At 51.8% G+C, this 20,207-nt stretch carries 13 protein-coding genes and 2 pseudogenes; 4 read left to right on the top strand and 11 right to left on the bottom strand.

Annotated features, from left to right (window positions below):
- Positions 1-295 precede the first annotated feature (295 nt).
- From GOV85_RS08030 to GOV85_RS08015, 4 genes are all read right to left on the bottom strand, one after another.
- Complete coding sequence (locus tag GOV85_RS08030) at positions 296-1,192, bottom strand: NAD-dependent epimerase/dehydratase family protein (protein WP_171176782.1); 897 nt, start codon at positions 1,190-1,192, stop codon at positions 296-298.
- Positions 1,192-2,229: a GDP-mannose 4,6-dehydratase gene (gene gmd / locus GOV85_RS08025; RefSeq protein WP_171176780.1), complete on the bottom strand. Its 1,038-nt coding sequence runs from the start codon at positions 2,227-2,229 to the stop codon at positions 1,192-1,194. Before gmd ends, GOV85_RS08030 begins: the two co-directional genes overlap by 1 nt.
- A gap of 129 nt (positions 2,230-2,358) precedes the next feature.
- The gene (locus tag GOV85_RS08020; RefSeq protein WP_171176778.1) at positions 2,359-3,792 is read right to left on the bottom strand and encodes a mannose-1-phosphate guanylyltransferase/mannose-6-phosphate isomerase; all 1,434 of its coding nucleotides are present in this window, start codon (positions 3,790-3,792) and stop codon (positions 2,359-2,361) included.
- A gap of 35 nt (positions 3,793-3,827) precedes the next feature.
- Complete coding sequence (locus tag GOV85_RS08015) at positions 3,828-4,340, bottom strand: hypothetical protein (RefSeq protein ID WP_171176776.1); 513 nt, start codon at positions 4,338-4,340, stop codon at positions 3,828-3,830.
- Positions 4,341-4,573: 233 nt separating this feature from the next.
- Here GOV85_RS08015 and GOV85_RS08010 point away from each other — a divergent pair.
- From GOV85_RS08010 to GOV85_RS07990, 4 genes and pseudogenes are all read left to right on the top strand, one after another.
- Positions 4,574-5,301 (top strand): annotated as a pseudogene (locus tag GOV85_RS08010) (IS5 family transposase).
- Positions 5,302-5,440: 139 nt separating this feature from the next.
- Positions 5,441-6,206 (top strand): annotated as a pseudogene (locus GOV85_RS21570) (integrase core domain-containing protein); the annotation flags it as partial.
- Between the two features lie 155 nt (positions 6,207-6,361).
- Positions 6,362-7,642: a glycoside hydrolase family 99-like domain-containing protein gene (locus GOV85_RS07995; protein ID WP_171176770.1), complete on the top strand. Its 1,281-nt coding sequence runs from the start codon at positions 6,362-6,364 to the stop codon at positions 7,640-7,642.
- 288 nt (positions 7,643-7,930) lie between these two features.
- Positions 7,931-8,227, top strand: coding sequence for a hypothetical protein (locus GOV85_RS07990; RefSeq protein ID WP_171176768.1), 297 nt, complete (start codon positions 7,931-7,933; stop codon positions 8,225-8,227).
- Between the two features lie 166 nt (positions 8,228-8,393).
- Here the strand turns inward: GOV85_RS07990 and GOV85_RS07985 are convergent, their stop codons facing one another.
- From GOV85_RS07985 to GOV85_RS07955, 7 genes are all read right to left on the bottom strand, one after another.
- The gene (locus GOV85_RS07985) at positions 8,394-8,570 is read right to left on the bottom strand and encodes a hypothetical protein (RefSeq protein WP_171176766.1); all 177 of its coding nucleotides are present in this window, start codon (positions 8,568-8,570) and stop codon (positions 8,394-8,396) included.
- A gap of 72 nt (positions 8,571-8,642) precedes the next feature.
- Positions 8,643-11,645: a glycoside hydrolase family 99-like domain-containing protein gene (locus tag GOV85_RS07980; protein WP_171176764.1), complete on the bottom strand. Its 3,003-nt coding sequence runs from the start codon at positions 11,643-11,645 to the stop codon at positions 8,643-8,645.
- 782 nt (positions 11,646-12,427) lie between these two features.
- Complete coding sequence (locus tag GOV85_RS07975; RefSeq protein WP_171176762.1) at positions 12,428-13,129, bottom strand: response regulator transcription factor; 702 nt, start codon at positions 13,127-13,129, stop codon at positions 12,428-12,430.
- A complete protein-coding gene (locus GOV85_RS07970) occupies positions 13,129-14,994 on the bottom strand; it encodes a PAS-domain containing protein (RefSeq protein ID WP_371813583.1) in 1,866 nt (621 codons plus the stop codon). Before GOV85_RS07970 ends, GOV85_RS07975 begins: the two co-directional genes overlap by 1 nt.
- A gap of 109 nt (positions 14,995-15,103) precedes the next feature.
- Positions 15,104-16,726 (bottom strand): bifunctional aspartate transaminase/aspartate 4-decarboxylase, encoded by a 1,623-nt coding sequence (locus GOV85_RS07965; protein ID WP_171176758.1) that lies wholly within the window; start codon positions 16,724-16,726, stop codon positions 15,104-15,106.
- An 18-nt stretch (positions 16,727-16,744) separates the two neighbouring features.
- On the bottom strand, positions 16,745-18,430 hold the full coding sequence (gene aspT / locus GOV85_RS07960; RefSeq protein WP_171176756.1) for an aspartate-alanine antiporter: 1,686 nt from the start codon (positions 18,428-18,430) through the stop codon (positions 16,745-16,747).
- A 221-nt stretch (positions 18,431-18,651) separates the two neighbouring features.
- Positions 18,652-20,184 carry an alkaline phosphatase family protein gene (locus GOV85_RS07955; protein WP_171176754.1) on the bottom strand — a complete coding sequence of 511 codons (1,533 nt, stop codon included), beginning with the start codon at positions 20,182-20,184 and terminating at the stop codon, positions 18,652-18,654.
- Positions 20,185-20,207 lie beyond the last annotated feature (23 nt).

The following is a 20,207-nucleotide window of genomic DNA, read 5'->3' as shown; positions in this document are numbered from 1 at the left end:
GTTGACTTTAAGCCATTCCCCGTGCTCGCAACCCTAATCAAGTCCGACAACTTGCTCAGGTTGCAAAACAAGCGGGGTCAGAGAAGGTTAACAAACGCGCAAACGATCAATAATTATGGAACGATCAACTCAAAAATGGGCTTGAAAATCACGGTAGAAGGTATCTGTCGTAGTCCTAATCGTCCATTGCGGTGGTTGCTTCTTCCCAAAACCCGAGTTAAAGCGCTGCTTTTCGTTTTTACGCACCTATATCAATCGTTCTTTCAGTTTGCTTCAATGTGAATCGGCATTATCATCACGATTCAAGCATCCACGTCAGCGTTTTTTCAAACTGATGGCGCGTGAGCCCGCCCACCAGTTTTTCAAGGTGCGACGGGTCGCCGTTCAGTGTCTTGATTTCATCGGCGCGCACAAAAGCGGGATTGACCGCGATCTCGATGGTATGACCTGTAATCGAACTACACATGTCAACGACTTCGCCCAAGGCGATGGCCCGACCCGAACAGATGTTCACGGTTTCACCACTGACCTTTCGGCCATCCAGTAGCGCCGCATAGACTGTCGCAACATCGCGCACATCGGAGAAATCCCGCGCTACATCAAGATTTCCCAGTTCGATCAACGGCGCGCGTTCGCGAAAATGAGATACGACTTTGGGAACCAGAAACTTAGGATCCTGACCAACGCCGGTATAATTGAACGGGCGCGCGATCACGATGGGAAGCTGGTTAAAAAAAAGCCGAGCCATCTGCTCCATCGCCAACTTTGAGACAGCATAATCGTTAGCGGGCGCAGATGCAGTATTTTCAGAGATCGGGCTGACCCGCGCATTGCCGTATACATTCGCGCTTGAGGCAAGTACGACCCCATCCTTACCACATCCGTTGCGCACCAATGCATCCAGCAAGTTACGCGTTCCCAGCAAATTAACGCGATAGAAATCATTTGGGCTGCCATGGCCTACAAATGCAATACCGGCAAGGTGCACAACGGCATCCGGTCTGACTTCATCAACCAACCGCGCTACGGAGGTGGCATCGGTCAGATCCGCCACCCTATCGAAACTGTCCATTTGCTCGGTCGGATTCGAACACCCGCCCCAGATCTGCCACCCCGCCGATGCTAGTGCTGTCGCGACATATCGACCAGTAAAGCCATGGCGACCAGTGATAAGAACCCTGCCATTCGACATCAGAAAGACATTCCCTTGGCATTCCTCGCAAGATCGGCATCCACCATCATCGCGCAAAGCTCCTCGAGCGTGGCCTTCGGTTCCCAGCCCAATTGTGTCTTTGCCTTGGTCGGATCGCCGATCAGCAGGTCGACTTCCGAAGGCCGGTAGAATTTCTTGCTGACACGAACCAGTGTCCGATTGCTCTCGGCATCTATTGCCACTTCGTTCTCATCTTTGCCCTCAAAGCGCAGCTGAATGCCAGCACCTTTGAAAGCCATGCTTACGAAGTCGCGTACTGTCTCGGTGCGGTTGGTGGCCAGAACATAGGTATCCGGAGCATCCGCCTGCAGGATACGCCACATGCCTTCTACGTAATCTTTTGCATAACCCCAGTCGCGTTTGGCGTCGAGGTTGCCCAATTCGAGACAGTCCAACTTGCCATGTTTGATTTTAGCGACGCTGTCCGTGATCTTGCGCGTTACGAACTCAAGGCCACGCAAAGGGCTTTCGTGATTAAACAAGATCCCGGAAGAGCCAAAAATATCATAGCTTTCGCGATAGTTAATGGTCATCCAATGCCCGTAAAGTTTGGCGACACCATAGGGCGAACGCGGCCAGAACGGTGTGGTTTCGCGTTGCGGAATTTCCTGCACTTTTCCGAACATCTCTGAGGTGGACGCTTGATAGAAGCGGATCTTGGGGTTCACGATGCGGATCGCTTCAAGCAGATTCAGTACACCTATTCCCGTGATCTGGGATGTGGTCTGGGGCTGATCGAAAGACACGCCCACGAAACTTTGCGCTGCAAGATTGTAGATCTCGTCAGGCTCCGTGCGCTGGATAAGCCGAATTGCTGATCCCATATCTGTAAGGTCGAACTCTTCCAGGTGAAGGTTTGGATGGTTCTTGATGCCCAGTTCCTCAATACGCCAGAAGTTCGTGGTTACCACACGGCGGAAGGTGCCAACGACTTTGTATCCCTTTTGCAGCAACAATTCGGCGAGATAAGCGCCATCTTGTCCGGTGACGCCTGTAACTAGGGCTGTCTTTGTCATGTTCAATGTTCCTAATGTTTATGCAATTCAGCGATCTGTTCATTGCGAGGATATATTGATGTGCCCTTTCTTGTCCAAAGGCACGTCAAAGCGTGGATTGTATGTTTAAACAGCCAAAATTCAGGCGGATCACTGCCGAGAATACACATCCTCATATCGAATGATATCGTCTTCTCCCAGATAACTCCCGGTTTGGACCTCTATCAAAACCATCGGGACCTTACCTGGATTTTCAAGCCTATGAACCGATCCGAGAGGGATATAAGTTGATTGGTTTTCCGTAAGCAGTTGAACTCTCTCGTCCACAGTCACACGCGCTGTCCCGTGCACGACGATCCAATGCTCTGATCTGTGAAAGTGGCTTTGCAAGCTCAGGGCTGCACCCGGATGTACAACGATGCGTTTGACCTGAAAGCGGTTTCCGGAAGCGATACTTTCGAAGTGCCCCCATGGCCTGTGGTCGCTTGCAAACATCGTGGCTTGTTTTGCGCCACGCTCCTGCAACCTTCCCACCACTTCTTTGACGCGCTGGCTGTCGGACTTCCTGGCGACAAGAACAGCATCAGGCATCGCAATGGCGATCATCTGTTCAAGACCAATCCCGACCAGTTCGAGACCCGGAACCTCACTTCTAAGCAGTGTATCCTTGCAGTCGATCGCTGTCGCATGTTCTGACAGAGCATTGCCCGACGGGTCTTTGCCAACTTCATTGTAAACGGATTCCCAACTACCCAGGTCAGACCAGGATGCAAGGTAGGGCATCACCGCAAGATTTTTCGCCTTCTCCATGATGGCGTAGTCGATTGACGTGTTTTCAATACTGGCCCATGGCTCTGATCCCAAACGCGTAAAGCTCAAATCCGAAGCGGCTGTCTGGACAGCCTCATGAACGCTTGCCAGCGTTTTCGGAGCATGCGCTTGAAAGGCCTCTACCAACACGTCGGGTTTGAACAAGAAGATGCCTGCGTTCCAAAGGAAACGCCCACTTTCCAACATCTTTCCGGCCGCTGCCAGACTTGGCTTCTCGACGAAACGTGCCAAGGCCTGCGGCGTTTCGGCCTCAGCTTTGGCACCCTCAGCCAGTTCAAGATAGCCGTAGCCAGTCTCGGGTCTCGAGGGGCGAATGCCGAATGTCACAAGCATGCCTTCCATGGCGGTCGGGGCCGCGGCAATGACTGCATTCTGGAACTTTTCCTTCTCGGCGATGACATGATCCGAGGGCATAACCAGCATCAGGCAATCCGGGTCGCTGTCCTGCAAGGACAAAGCCGCGGCTAAAACAGATGCGGCAGTGTTGCGAGATTCCGGCTCCACCAGGATCCTGGTCGGCTGGGTTTCAATCGCGGCAAGTTGCTCAACCACCAAAAACCGAAAAGGATCGCCTGTCACTACCATAGGAGGCGCAAACTCTGGCCCTAAACAGATGGTGGCTGCTGATTGAAAGAGGCTCTTTTCATCGATCAGCTTTGAAAACTGCTTTGGATAACCTTTCCGAGACACAGGCCAAAGACGGGTTCCAGCACCGCCACACAAGATCACTGGTACGAATTTTTGGTCAACCATGCTGATTTTCTCATTTTTCAACGATTCTATTTCATTCACGCCGCTATCAAACAGTTTTTGCGTAAAAGATTTACCATGTCGCGAACCATCGCGTAAAACGAATGGTTTTCTGCCAGTTGGCGAAAACCACTTTTTACTATTTCTCGTGCGTCGCGCGGATTCTCATAAATTGATCTGAGAAGTTTCGAGGCGTGATCTATCGCTGGTTTTGCCCATGTTGCATTTTCTGTCAAAACATAATCTTTCGAGCCAACTTCAATGCGCGTCAATTCGACAGGGAAGCCGGTTTTGGCATCATTGAGTCCGGTCGATCCGCCATAACCCGTAGTAACAACCGCCTTGTCGGCGGCAAGCTCTACTTCCTGAGAAGAAAGGGCGCGAAAAATAAGCCGTGAACTCTCGCCCAGTCCAGTTTCGGATAGAAATATACTGTCTAGACTGACGCCCTTTTCAATACACGCAACCCCTCGCAACCAACAGGGTTGCGGGTCTTGTGGGGCGAATTGAATGCGAAAGCACCGCAGGAGTTCGGTCGGATTTTTATTCAAAACATACCCAAGTCGTGTTCATACTTTCAGAGGAAGATCGAGCTGAGGATCTCTTATGAGTTTATAGCGCTTACTCGAACTTGTTTAGAAGCGAAACCCCCATCTCGCTTGCGCAAACGCAAAAATTAGATCTTTAGGCTCAGGATGCATTGATTTTTGCCGCGCCGCGTGATTCACGGCTCCGAAAACGGAGCGGTGACGTGAACGACCTTTATTAGCAAACCGACGAGCAGATGGCAAAGCTCGCGTCCCTCTTTTCCAAGTCGCACGGCGAGCCTCGGGTTGATGACAAACGGGTGCTGATTGGAATTATCTTCATCAACCGCAACGGATTAAGGTGGCGTGATGCACCTGCCGCCTATGGCCCGCAAAAAAAAACGCTCTACAGTCGCTGGGTGCACTCGAGCGAGAAAGGCATTTAAGCACGTATGATGGCTGGTCTGGCCGCTGAGCACGGCGAACAGAAGACCCTGATGATCGACGCGACTTACTTGAAGGCAGATCAAACAGCTACCAGCATGGCCGCCAAAAAAAGGGGCGTGGTCGCCTGATCGGCTGAACCAATGGGCGCATGTACACCAAGCTGCACGCCATCTGCGACGGCCAAGGGCGCCCGCTCGACTTTTTCATTACCGCCGGTCAGGTCAGCCACTACATCGGCGTTCGGGCATTGATCAGCGGCCTGCCAAAAGTTGACTGGCTGATTGGGGATCGCGGCTATAACGCCGACTGGTTCCGAGAACCTTTATAAAACAAAGAGATACGCGCCTGCATCCCCAGCCTTAAACAACAAAATACCCCGGTCAAATACTAAAAGCGCAGGTACAAACGCCGTGACCGGATCGAGATCATATTCAGCAGGCTCAAGGAGTGGAGGCGCGTCGCAACCCGCTATGACCGCTGCCCTAAAGATTTCATCTCCGCAATCGCCCTCGCAGCAACCGTCATATACTGTTTATGAATCCTTATCCCGTAGTGGTTTCGTAATCAAAATGAGTGCGGATTGATTTCAGAAGTATGGTCAGCACGCGCGCGACCTCTCCCGGATTTGCTGCTTCGACATAAGCACGGAACTCTAGCGCATTACTCGATGGCCGCAGGGGCAGCATCGATCAACACAAAGGTATCACCCGCGCGGCCGGGAAGATGAAGATCGGCTGGCGGCGGACATGATTGAACTGTCCAGAGAATTCGATGGTTATGGATACCGCCCCATCGCGGCCCCGCTGAAAGACACAGGCTGGCCGGTAGGTGCCTACCATGCCGAACGGCTGTGGAAGCGGGAGGGGCTGAAAAACCACAAAAACAACCGGAGAAGGGGCGGCTGCGGCTCAATGACGGATCATGCGCCCGCCTCAGACCAGAGCAGCGTGACCACGTGTGGTTTTATGACTTCGTCCACTGCGAAACCGATGACGTGAGAGCATTCCGCACGTTGAACATCCTCGATGAGTTCAGTCGGGAGTGTCTGATGATCCGGGTAAAGCGTAGTAGAACTCGACTGATCTGATCGAAGCTCTGAGCAACCTGTTCATCCTTCGTGGACCACCGGCATATGTGCGAAGCGATTATGGCCCTGAGTTCGTCGCTCAGGCGATTCGGGATTGGATTACAGCCGTTCGCGCCCAAACCGGCTATATCGAGCCACGCAGAGCTTGTGCGAACAGCTATTTCGAGAGCCTAAACGCCAGATTCCGAGACGAATTACTGAACCGGGAAATCTTCTACCCGCTCAGAGAAGCCCAGATCATCATCAAAGAATGGAGGAAACACTACATCAAAAAACGGCCCCACAGTGCTCTGGGCTACCGCCCGCCAGCATTGAAAACCATCGTCCACATGGACCAGAGGCCAGTCATGCATTAACAAGCAAACCGAACCAATCAGATCAGACTAGCCAGTCTTTGTTGTAGACAACGACTTTTCTCATGTATCAAAGAAGGTCTAAATTAGTTCGGTCCAAGGCGTAAACTCTTGCCTCTTTGGCAGTCGGCCTTTGGAGCATTAATACGAGAATAAACATGCCTCTAAAAGATACCCTGCTCTTTTGTTTTCTTTCCGCAGCTTCGAAACTCAGCCCACCGCTTTCACCACGCGTGGCTCGGCGGTTTCGGAACTCAGCGAAAAAAAGAGACCCACGAAAAAAAACCAAACCATATCATAAATTGGACCGACGAGGATTTGAGCCTGCAGGTCGGGCAGAAGCGTTCGTCCCTTTCGATCCACAGGCTAAACCCGGACCTTCGGTCCGGGCAATCGCACATTATTTGCCCCAATTCCATCCATTTAAAGAGAACGACGAATGGTGGGGTAAAGGTTTCACAGAATGGACAAACGTTGGCAAGGCCACTCCGAACTTCCCCGGCCACTACCAACCGCATTGTCCTATACACTTGGGTTACTACGACTTGCGTTTGCCTGAGATCATGGTCGAACAGACCCGGATCGCGAAAGCTTACGGGATTGGCGGTTTTTCATACTATTATTATTGGTTTGGTGGAAAGACGCTGATGGAGGGTCCGTTAGAGCAAATGTTGCGCAACCCTGACGTTGACATGCCCTTCTGCCTGAACTGGGCCAATGAGAACTGGACACGGCGTTGGGACGGGCGCGAGCATGATGTTCTGATTGCACAGAAACACTCTATCGAAGATTCCGTGAATCTTCTGCGTCATATCCGAAAGTACATAGAAGATCCGCGGTATATCCGTATAGACGGAAGGCCCGTGTTCATCGTCTATCGAGCGAACATTATTCCTGACATACAGGAAACGACAAAGGCATGGAGGCAAGAGGCGCAACACTGGGGAGAGTCGGACCTCTATCTCATTGCCGCCCAGACTTTTGACATCAGAAATCCCGAGGAACTTGGTTTTGATGCGGCTATGGAGTTCCCGCCACAACAGGTGAAGCGCACAGATATCACTGATGAGATGGGCGTATTCAACCCTGAGTTTACTGGGGCCGTTCTAGACTATGAGTCGGTGGTAGACGCAGAACTTAAAAAGAGCGAACCAGGCTACAAGGTTTTCAGGTCTTCTACCCTTTCATGGGACAATACAGCTCGCAACCAGGATGCGTCGCGCATAATGGGCAGGTTCTCGATTGAAGCTTACAAACGCTGGACTGCCCATTTGGGAACTCAAGTGCTTTCGCAAGATAAGTACAACGCTGATGAAAAAATCATCTTCATCAACGCATGGAACGAATGGGCCGAAGGAACCCATCTGGAACCGGACCAACGCTATGGATTCGCATATCTCCAAGCTACCTATGATGCGCTGCCAAAAAGCCATGAGTAAGAAGTGTTAAAATTCTATTCTTCGTGAACACCATTCGCTTTGCATAGATAAGGACATAGCTTGGAAATTCAGTTTCAATAGGCTTCAAGCAACACTTTAGTTTATCGCTCAAACACTGGTCACCTAAATTGAATTGTTTTCGGCGTGATCTGAAAGTTGGCCGTTTTTATGGCCGCTGATTTCGCGGCAAGTTCGGTTCTGGACCTTTTCTTTCCAGATCTTTTTGCTCGAAACAACGTAATAGAATAGGGTTCTACCGCAACATTTTTTGCCCTGATTGGTGCGTTCATGTTTGTAGAGATGCAGCAATTCATTCAGATCGGACTGCAACAGTTTGGCGATGTGATGAAGCTCCTCGCGGAACACAACTTGGTGGAGCTCCCGCAACACTGTCTTGTGGAGCATCTAGCAACTGCCGTTCGCCTGAGGTGGTTTCACTTAGATCTTGGTGTGTTCCATGTCCTTGATCGCAAGGTGGAGCTGGAAGTCGTATTTGTCGACCGGGTCATTGAAATCGTTACCCCAGTTGGTGATGATCTTCAGCAACAACAGGTAGTGCTTGATGTGGGACGCAGTAGTCGGTGAACAGATCCGTGGCCTTGATCGATGTCTAGGTGCGGAAGAAATCAACATGCGCCGACTTACCATTGGAGTCCAGCTAAGTCTTTTGATAAACCCGCCCGACGCATATGAGCGTTGCGGCATAGAACTTGCCCTGAAATCCTAGGCAGTCAGGGAGGCTCATTTTCGACTAGCGGCAGGCATTATCATCCAGCTTGTTCTTTTCAAGTGCCTGTACCTGCGCCTCGGTCAAGATCATGCCATCCTCGACAGATTTTGCCTTCAGACGAGCCTTGAAATCGGCCCAATTGAGCCGCAAACGGATTGACCGGACACGCAAAACCCGGAACGGTTCAAAGCGAGACATTGCCCTGGTCCTCAGAGATAATAGGATCAACGCCATAAACAGTTTGCACCGCCCAATATTGGGAAAACCAATTCACCGACCTCTAAAAGGTTCCAATCGAAATCCCGAAGCCTCGACCAGGCTGACGAATATTCGCTCCACAGCGTGGGCCAGGGTACCGTCAGCCAATCCTCGCTCGACGTCAAAATCGTTAATATCCAGCTTCAACAAAGGTTCGATAGCGGCAGGCGCGATCCAAAACATGGTTCCAGCAATGAATTGCCCATCTTTGTATTCAACTCCTATCTGACGAGATATTTTTTTTACGTTTTCTCGATTGTGGTGCATATTAGCTTTGTCGTGCCTATGAATTGAACGGTGCGACGCTAGCATTCCAAGAGTAGGGTCCGCTTCAAACTTTTTTAAGGCAGACTTGTTGATCAGGGCGCTCAAAGTGCTCTTGCGGATATTATCCCCATCGACACGATATACTGATTTCTTGCCGTGCACCTTGCACAGTGCCCGGTAATTTAAATGCGCGATGCGCTGCATCGTTAAAAGGAATGGGCGAACGTCCCGGCCCCGGTTGTCTACGAGTTCTACATGCGCCTCTGGCATGGTTTTACTAACTGTCAGCGCCGTTTCCAGACTTGTGACAGTTACATAAACATCAACCACGCCCGTAGGAAGTTCATCGATGAGTTCCTTCAGTTCCCGCCACGTATCTGCGTAATGCACATGAGCGGAAATGGCATACTTCGCCTCCGTAGTTTCAGGAATCTCAGGGCGCAGGAAAGGTGCCGCGATAGATTCATAGTTGGCCAATACTTTCCGCGTGGCATCCAGATATCCATACCCGTAGCGGTGGTCAGGTTCCAGGTGAGTTCCTTCTGACCATTCATTCCATGCGTTGATGAAAACGATACGTTCATCGTCAGTCAGGTCAGGGTTTTTGGCAGTGTTTTCTAAATTCGCAGATAGCCACTGACTGTATCGCGTCAGACTGAAATCAGTGAATATCGATGCCTTCAAACCCAACCGTGCAGTGTTGTCCCAGGACAACATGGCGGTTCGAAAGGTCTTCTTCGCCGAGGGTTTCTTGCGGACCTCCTTGGACACAGTATCATCGTAGTCATATATATCGCCTTCAAATCCCTCTTCTAGATTGTCGACGAGTTTGGTGACACTCTTTGCGTCAACAGCGTGGGGTGGGAATTGTATGACCGCATCCAGTCCAAGCTCTTCTGGCGCTCCATTACCGACCGTTGGCGCAGAAACGACGTACAAGCCGCCAAGGCCCATCTCTTTTGCCTGTTTCCGCCACATCTGAACGGTTTTCTTGAAGTCGGGGATTGGGTGTGCCCGGCAAACGATGAAGAGGGGTTTCCCGTTAACACGGATGTATCGTGGGTCTTTCATAAAGGGTTCAAGATACTGAAACATCTCATGTGAATTTTCCAGTGAATGGTCCTTATCGATTTGAATTTCCTGATCCAACCCGTCCAAGCGGTTGGTCCAGTTTTTGTTGGCCCAGATCATGCAATACGGCATGTCCACGTTAGGGTTGTTACGCATTGCTTCGAGCGGCTTTGCCATAAGCGGCTTGCCCGCAGACCAGTAGAAATAATATGCGAACCCGGATAAGCCGTAATTGCGCGCCAACCTCGCCTGCTCTTCAATTACCTCAGGAAAGCGTAGATCATAGTATCCCAAATGGATAGGGTAATGTGGCTGATGGTGTCCTGCAAAAAGAGGGTGTGCTTTACCTACATTGGCCCACTCGGTGAAACGTTTGCCCCACGATTTTTCATACTCGGGAAAAGGATGAAATTGTGGGAGATAAAAGGCAATGGCCTTTACAACGGTTTCGAGCGTATCGTGAGGCACGTAGTCGATAAAACCTTCCTGCACCTGTGAGTATTGAACAACGGGCAAGTCTGGTCCTTTTCCGTAGCGACCGAAAGGTGGGATAACCCCTTGCGCCGCACTGGCGCGCCGGTCTTGCAAGACTAGGCTTACATTGGTGTCACCAGCCAGAATACGCTCGACAAACTCGGGTGTTTCAAATTTTTCCGGCCAGATTTTCTTGGGTCGTCCCCGGCGTTCGCGCAAGCTATTTGACAAACGACGATTTAAGCTGGTTTTGCGCCAAAATTTGCTTTGCAACACCTCATTGGCACTACTCGTTGTGCTCAGAAGATGTTCGATGAGTTGGGAAATGATCTTATCACGCTCTGCCAAGGTTCCCTTGAGCTTGCTCAGAGTATCTTCCGGAGCTGAACTCCGTTCTTGCTTGCCTGTTGCATTGAGCAGCTTTTCATTGGGGTCTGTCACGCGGACTTGTGCCTCCTCGACGGAATAGTGTTTCAGCGGAACATCAGGAATCTCAAAGAATGAGTTCGATAGCTCTGGCAGTTCACCGTCAGAGGCAAGAATAAGATGATGACGAGATTTCGAGACACTGTTGTAGATATCGCTGTGGGCTAATACACGAAATGATGCACTTTTTTCGTTCGCAATAAGCGACGAAGTGCTCAAACGTTGGCTATAGTGGCATGTGTTTGGAAAGTAGTGGTCTACTAGTTCTACTAAATCGTCTGCAGGAAGCACTTTATCACGCAGCAGGCTATCATTCAAGAACTTGTCCGAGCGCTCGAGCTGATCAGGACTTGATATAAGCAACAACCCACCGGGCCGAAGAACACGACGAAATTCCTGCATCATAAGGTCGTGCTCTCCCATATATTCAATGGTCGCGAAAGAAGTGACCATATCTACAGAAGAATCTGGCATTGGAATATCCGTGGCGCTGCCAACGTGAAAGATCAGACGAGGATCGCGGTACAGCAACTTCGCATAGTCAACGGCCGACGCACTTATGTCCAGCCCGATAACCGACTTAGCATTTTCGGCAATAGTATAAGTTCCGGAGCCCTCGCCACAGGCAATGTCCAGAACGTCAAATCCGGTTGCTAGACTGCGGGCTATTTGATACCTATGGAGATGTTCTAGATCTTTAGTACTCCGGAATTCTGGAAGATGCTGCCCGCCATCAGTTGGGAGCTTCCTAGGTTGATCCTTACCGTCCTTAGTCATTGGAATTCTGTCCTAGCAATTCTTCGTCGTGAAAGTCGCAAGATTTCAGTAGAATGCGACATACACGGCAGTGCCTGTTGGGTTAACTGCCTGTTGCTACCAGCACTGCGACCCTCAATTAAGGCCTTTGTAGTCTCAATCTCTTCGTCTGACACAAGTGTTATAAGTAGAGTTTCAAGTAGCAAAAAGGTGCGATTCATTTATTGCGCGCATACACCGCGCCCCTTTGGAAGAAAGTGTAGTCGTCGGAAGAATCGTTTGAAGCTTATATTTATTGAGTAGCGAAGACGCGGGAATAACACCGTGTTAGCTTCTGAAGTTATGGTCGTATGCGCATAACCTAGGAACTGTAGGAACTGGAACTGCACATAGACCACCGCCGAGTCCGAAGAAGGTACGTGAAAACAAGACTCTAGGCGAAAGATCAGCAAATCAAATGACGTTTCAACAGAACCGCCAGACCGTGGTGACCTTTTCGGCAGTCGACCGGATCACTGGCCACAAAGAACCCGAATCTTATGCAACTGAGAAGTAACCGCGAAAGAGCCCGCACTATCTAAACGATCTCGGCGGCAGCGTCATCAGTTTCCAGGCTCATCATAACATCACCAAGCATAGTTTCATTTGTTGCGTCCGATGGAAACTGCTCCACTCGCTGGGTCAAAGGTTAAAAAATTGTCAACGCAAAAAAAATTCCGAGTGCCGGATCAGTATCAATCAGCTGTGTAGGCAAAACCAACCTCATACCCCGCTTCAAACGTTTTTTTAGACAAAGATTGCATTTATTTCCAACTCACATCGCCCAGAAAGATGTAACCAGCGCCGTAAATCGTTTTTATAACGCGAGGATTCTTTGGGTCTTCGCCAAGTTTGGTACGAAGCCTGGAAATTCGCACATCCATGGCCCTGTCAAAACTGTCGCCTGCTGCACCGCCCAACGATTCTTGCATTTGCGCTCTGCTGATGAGACGCTTGGGGCTTTCGAGGAATAGCCTCAGAACCTCTCCTTCTGCATGGCTGAAAGGCGTTTCGACACCGGCGCCATCCTCAAGAACGTAGCGGTCAAAATGTGCAATCCAACCGTTGAAAATAGCGGTGTCCGAATGCGACGTCTGACTGCGTGGGTTACGCAATCTGGCCCGGATCCTGGCCACCACTTCTGCCGGATCAAACGGTTTGGTTATGTAATCATCAGCCCCAAGCTCCAACCCAGTCACACGATCCTGAACCTGTGCCCGACCAGATATGATGATCACCGCAGCACCCTGTTCCAAAGCAAGACGATGAACCAGTGCCAACCCATCGGTATCCGGCAGGGAAAGATCCACAAGACAGACATCCGGCGTCACGCGGTTCAGTGCCGCCTCGAACTCTCTCGCGCGAGAGAAACTCTGTGTTCGGAAACCTGCATCCTCCAAGACGTCAGTCAGGATACGTCGTATCTCGGGTTCGTCATCGAGAATAGTCACCAACGGTTGGGTCATCAGGCGGCCTTAGCTTGGATCAGTGCGGACAATTGAGCCTGTGAAAACGGTTTACGCAACACCGGCGCCAGCGCAAGCGCCTGTTGGTACAGCGGATCAGAATTCGGTAGAGAGGTCATAAGGATGCACGGCACTCCAGAGCCTATTTGCCGCAGAAGATCCAGGCCCGAGCCCCCTCCTTCGAGGCGGATGTCGGACAACACCATCGCGATATCCTCTACATTCGAAAGCAGCGTTAGGGCTTCATCCACCGAATTGGCTTCTATGACTGAAAACCCAAGCTCAACCAGCATGTCCCGGAACTGACCTCGCAACTCGTCGCTGTCTTCCACCAACAAAACAAGGCCATCCTGAGAGGGTGGAGCAGAGCGATACGGCAATCGCAACACGACCGATGCGCCGGATGGAGTATTCCTTATGTTCAGATCACCACCAGCAAGTTTCACCGTGTCATAAACCATGGGCAAGCCCAGGCCGGACCCATCATTGCCTTTGGTTGTAAAAAAAGGGTTCAACGCCTTCTCCAGCGCCTCGGGTGAAAACCCTGGACCGGTGTCCGACACCGTGATTTCGACCCATATCTTGCCAATCGCATGTGCGCTGATAGTTATCTGACCTGTGCTTCCGCATGCATCTCGCGCATTCAGGACAAGGTTCAGCAACGCATCCTGCACCATCCCCGGATCCAACATTAATGTCTGATCGGGAAGAGTGTTCACAACAGAAAGCCCCATGCCACGCGGCAGGGATGGGGTGGCCAGAATACGCAGATCTTCCAACAAACCGCGCATGTCTGTGGCCTGCGGCTGGGGCGTACGGTTGCCTGTCATATCTGCGATGCGATTCAGCAACTGCCCACCCCGCCGTGCAGTTTGTTGAGTGGCTGCAACCAGTTCTTGCGCTTCATCCGGCAGGTCCATTTTGTCCAATCTGGACTGCATCCCAAGGATAATCGTTAGCAAGTTGGAAAAGTCATGCGCCAGGCCGCTGGTCATCTGGGCCGCCATCGCCCGGCGACGAGTCTGCTGCAAGGCGACCCGTGCCTGCGTTTCTTCGGTAATGTCCACGGACATCACGTAGACACCCCCTGCCCCATCCGGCGTGAATGAAACACGGATGCGACGAGCATCCTGATCTTCGGTGAACTCAAAAACCGAAGCCTCGCCATCATAAGCCTTTTGCAAATGGCTCTCCACGCGCCCAAAAGCGACTGCACCCAGCGCCTCAGAGATATGCAGACCCAGAATATCGGACGGACGCCCCGGCATGACCGCACTCAGACGTCGGTTGGAGTAGTCATAAAGCCCGTCACTGTCCAAATGCGCGATATGCGCAGGCATCATTTCGGTCACAAGGCGCGTGCGGGCTTCAATTTCGGTCAGTTCCCTTTTCGCTTCTTCCAAGGCCGCGATCGTGGCTGCAAGCTTGCGGTTAGTCGCTGATAGTTCCTCGGCGTGTCCGAGCAACTGTTCCGACAGTTCCTCTGATCGCGCCCGCAACAGGTTCTCGGCCCGCCTCGTGCCTGTTATGTCAGTATAGACCGCGACCCATCCTCCTTGAGGCAACGGAGCGCCCTCGATTGAGACAACCTGACCGTTGGGCCGCACCCGCTCCATGTAATGCGGTTCAAACGCCAGGGCCTGCTTGACCCGCAGATTGACCATGTCCTCGACACTCTCTTCATGGCCATATTCTCCACGGCTGGCGAGGAAATGGATTGTATCCCGAAATAGTGCCCCCCGCTGAACCAACTCATCCGGCAAATCGAACATTTCCTGAAATGGGCGGTTGCTGAGGACCAGTTGCAGCTTGCTGTCATAAATTGAAAGCGCCTGACCGATTAGGTTCAACCCCGCCGTGGTCATCGCTTTGATGCGCTTTTCCGATATGTCCAACTTTGTTTTTTCCACAACCCCTGCGTAGCACCTGATTACAGGTACGGATAGTGAGTTTCATTCTTGGGGTAATCCAAAGTTAAGATTCACCATGCAGTGGCATATTGTTAGCGGCACGATATGCCTCGACATAACCTCTGGCGACGGACCGTACCGCGCGACCGATCTGAGCGTAGGCTTCGTCCGGCAGGTTGGCAAAGGACACGCGCGCAGACCAACCCGGCGCATCGAATCCGCTGCCGTTCAACAAAACAATTCCGTGGTCCTCGGCCAGTTTGAACGCAATGTCCAGCGGGTGCACGTTTTTCTTGATCCATGCAACAACGTCATCGCCGACATATTTGCGCAACCAATATTCGAAATCGATAATCCCGTAGTAGGCATCGTAGTTTTCGCCCGCGTCAACCTGGATCCCCATTGCTTCAGTCAACAGCTTGAACCGTCGATGTACAAGCTCCATGCAAGCGGTTTGATAGTCTTTCTTGGTGTCTACCAGTTCAACAAGCGAAAACAGGGTCATCATGACCTGTTGCGGCAAGGAAAGACCAGCGGTGTGGTTCAGGGCGACGTCCCGGCTGTCTGCAACCAGACGATCAATGAACCGAATATCACGCGGTGTCAGGCTGAGCGTACCATAGCGTTTGTCCAGCGCCTGTTTGATCTGTTCACTGTGCTCAGTCAGTTTAAGGTCAAAGATGTTGTCCTGCGCCACTGCAATGACACCCAAGCGCCAGCCGGTGCAGCCGAAATATTTCGAATACGAATACACGCCGATCGTGTTGCGCGGCATGTACCCCATGACCGATGTGAAATCATGCACGAAGGTTCCATAGACATCATCCGTCAAGACGATAAGGTCTGGACGGTGATTCTCGACCACGTCTGCCAGCTTCTCCAAAGATGCCTTGTTCAAGGCAACGGATGATGGATTGCCTGGATTGACCAGAAAGAACGCTTTGACCTTGGGGTCTTTTAGTGTCTCGACCGCTGCATCGGTCAGCTGGAACGCGTCTTCTTCGTCCGTTTCCACATGAACGGATTCGAGGCTGTAATCCTCAAGTTCAGGCATCTCGAGATACGGCGTGAAGATCGGAGTACACAACGCAATCGTGTCACCCGGGCTCAGCACTCGATTGGCCTTGAGCGACTTGAAGATGTAACACATCGCCGCCGTGCCGCCCTCGACTGCAAACAGATCAAATCGCGCACCCGGCTGTCGACCAGAACACATGGCCCACATCAAGTATTCGTGCGCTATGATCTGATTGTGATGCAGAATACGGTCCGGCACCGGGTAATTGTCGCCAATAATCGAGTCCGTCAGTTCGTGAACAAACGCATCTGCATTGAAATCAAACGCAAAAATGGCGTGTTTGACAACGGTAAGCAAAGTGTCCGTGCCGGGCATGTCCGCATTGACCTCAGCCCATTTCAGAAGCCTGTGATGGCATCCTTTAATGGCTGGCATGCCACCCAGACCCGCCGGATGATCCATGACGCGTTTGGCTTCGGTGACGGCAAACTGACCGAGTGCAAAGAACGCTTCACGCGGACGGGTTGCGATCCAGTTGGGATTCCCTCGTCCCGCATTCAGAAACGCGCTGTTGGATTTTCTGGCCTCATCCGAGGCTAGTTTGATCAGCTCATCTTTGATCTGAAAAGGGCTGAGCGCTTCGTAATCGTGCAGTTTCAAACGGTCCATAACACATACCTTTCCAAATCAACTAAGGATCAAAACAACGACCATGCCAAAGATCGTCAACAATGTGTTCCCGATCGCATAGGGCATCCCGTATCCCAGCGCGGGTATTCGACTTTGTGCGGCCTCCTGGATCATCCCAAGCGCAGCGGTTGTTGTTCGCGCGCCAGCGCAGGCTCCAAACAGGATGGCCGGGTGGAACTTGAACACATAGTGGCCAACGTAAACCGAGAAGATCATCGGCAGAGAGGTGGCGACTATTCCCCAAAGCAGCAGCGCAACACCGGCCTGTTGCAGGCCAGCCACAAAACCGGGACCGGCGCTTATGCCAATCACAGCTATGAAAACGTTTAGGCCAAGGGTGTTCATCAACCACAAAGACGGGCCGGGAATACGCCCGAATGTCGGATGCACAGTCCGCAACCAGCCCAGTAATAAGCCGGCCAAAAGGGCCCCGCCTGTTGTGGATAAGCTAATCGGGAAACCACCCATGGTAATTGCCAGTGTTCCGACCAGACCACCAATGAATATTCCCCAGCCGACAAAAGCCAAGTCTGTTGTCTCGACCGGGCGGTCGGCATACCCAACCCGGGCAATGGCGGCCTCTACATGACGCTTTGATCCAAGAACCGTCAAGATATCGCCGCGATGCACAACAGTTCCCGGCAGAAGTGGCAGTTCGACCATGTTTCGTATTAGTTTCGAGACATAGACACCGCGCGCCAGCGAAAGCTTGCTTAGTTCTTCCAGAGTTTTCCCGTGAACCTCTTTGCTGGTGATCAGCACATCCAGCTTCTCGGTCGGCGTGTTCAGCAATGCAGGGGCATCAGCCTCTTTCAGGTGCCCTTCCAAAAGGCCAACCAATTCCGCGCGTCGCCCAGAGAACATGACGAGGTCGCCCGCCTGAAGTACCGTGCTGTCTTCAACCTCGATTACAGCGTCACCGCGCTTGATCCGTTCGGCATAAATACGCACGCCGGGCATCAAATCCTTCACCGGCTGGCCCAGCAAATCGCTGTCATCGGGGATTTCGAACGCCCGAGCTTCGATCATGCGATAGGCCGAAACGATACCTTCGCCAGTCTCAACAGAAGCGCTACCACCAAGCTTGGCCTCATATTCTTTGCAAGCGGCAACCAGATTCACACCGATCAGACGTGGCCCGATTTTGGCCAGAATGATGGCCGACCCGATCGTGCCGTAAATATATGTGACTGCGTAGGCAATCGGTATCTGATTGGCGTATTTCTGCGCCTGTTCTGGCGATAGACCCAGTTGACTGATCTGGTCGGTCGCCAGACCAATTGCGGCAGAAATGGTCTGTGATCCTGCATACAAGCCAGCCGCGAAGCCCAGTTCCAGTCCTGCGACTTTGGCAGATAAGACTGGCACAATCAGGCACAAAGCCAAAACACTGAGTGCGAACAACACCTCACGTGCGCCGTCTGCCTTGAGACCGCGGATAAACTGCGGGCCGACACCGTATCCAACTGCAAAGATGAACATGATGAAAAAGGTCGATTTGACCGCCGAGTCGATTTGAATGTGCGTTTGCCCGATGATCACAGCCGCAAGCAAAGTTGCCGTGACGGTCCCGAGGCTGAAACCAAAAAATTTCTTGGGACCGATCCAGAACCCTATCCCTATCGACAGAAAAACCGCCAGTTCGGGATAGCTGCGCAGCGCATTCACAAACCAATCTCCCATCCCTGTCCTCCCCGGAACCCCTTGTGTGCACAAAGGTGTGTTTGGAACTTTGAAATCGCTGACAAGCCGATCTGGACAAATAATTCAGAACCGAAAAACCAAAGCACAATTACCGCTGGCCGTCAGAGCGTAAAACGATGCGTATTTCACAAGGACTATATCATAAGATATTAATTTGTATACAATTTTTCAGGGAAAGTTCTAAGCCACACACGGGGCGATCAGTATCGAGAACGGTTTTTTGCACCTTCAGATGTAATCGAATGCAGCGAAAGTGTATGGTCCATGTTCTTCATCCGGTGCCGCAGCATCTGACGGCTTAATCGGGCCAAATCCGGCGCCAGTTCAGGCTTGTCCGCCACATTCTCAAATTCGCCTTTGCCGTGATGGTCAAACAGGATCGGCGGCAGGTCGGCGGCAAACTCGATCAGAGTAAATCGCTCGTCTCGCAGAATTCCCAGGCACGAGTCGCTGTTGCCCGTTCCCAGTTGCTGTTGCCACAGTGTCGGGTTTTCAGGTTCCGAGAAATCCAGCTCGCTGAACGAATAGCTGCGCCAGTCCTCTGGAACTTCACCCCGCAACAGCGGCATCAAGGATCGACCATCCATCGCGTTCGGAGCCGGATGCCCAATCCAGTCCAGGATCGTTGGCGCGACATCGACCGATTCAGTTGGAACACTGACTCGCGCACCCGCCTGATCATTGTTCCCGGGCAAACGGATCATCAAAGGGGTATGATAGGCTGCGTCATAGACGGTCATCTTACCCCAGCTGTGGCGATCCCCCAGCATTTCGCCATGATCAGCTGTGATCACAAGCATCGTGTCGTCATATTGCCCGCTGTCCTTGAGGAATTTCACCACACGACCGATATGGTGATCGACCTCTGTTGCCAGACCAAGATAGACAGCGCGCAGAGTGCGAATGTTTTCGTCCGTCGGCTCGACTTCATCAAAGCCGTGCACAAAGTCTTTGGCTGTATAGGAATTCTGCGTTGGCCCAAAAAACGGGTGCAGGTCCTTCTCGGCTTCCGTACTGTGCAACCGTTGTGGCAGAGGGATTTCTGCCGGATTGTACATGTCGTTGTACGGCGCGGGTGCGACCAGAGGTGGATGTGGGCGGATATAGGTCAAATGAGCAAACCAACCCTCGCCACAATGAGGCGCGATGCCTTCAAGAAACGCATCCGTCAGAAACGCCGTATCACTGTCTTCGGCCCGATAAGGCGCCGGGTCGTTCAATTTGGGGGGCTGGCCGTCTTTCGAGGTCGGCTTGTAAACATCCCAGTACTGATCGAACTTATATCCATTTTTCATCAGATGTGCTTGCCAGGGATATGACTCTTCAAGGCGCATTTCGACCACCTCAAAAAACCCGGTCATGGACTGCTCATATGATTTGAGAACCGGATCATTGGCGTCATGGACACGCGGATCGGCAGATGTGTCCGTATAGCCAAACAGCATCGGCAAATATCCCGCTTTGCGCATTTCCGTGGCGATATTGGGGGTATCGTGACGCAGCGGCGTTCCATTTCGCACCGACCGGTGGTTCATCGCGTATTGCCCGGTCAAAAGCGAAGCGCGCGATGGGCCACAAGGGTTGGTGACAGAGTAATGCCGCGTAAAGGTCACCGCCTCTTGCATGAACGCCCGCAAATTCGGAAGGTCCACATAATCCGCCAAAGCACCGCTCAGGCAATCAGCCCGAAGTTGATCAATGATGATGAACAAGACGTTTTTAGCCTGAGACATCCGAACACTCCGACTCCAACCTA

The sequence above is a fragment of the Ruegeria sp. HKCCA4633 genome (assembly GCF_013034605.1).
Lineage (GTDB): Bacteria > Pseudomonadota > Alphaproteobacteria > Rhodobacterales > Rhodobacteraceae > Ruegeria.
The sequence above is the reverse complement of the archived record's forward strand: the minus strand, read 5'-3'. Positions and strand labels throughout refer to the sequence as shown.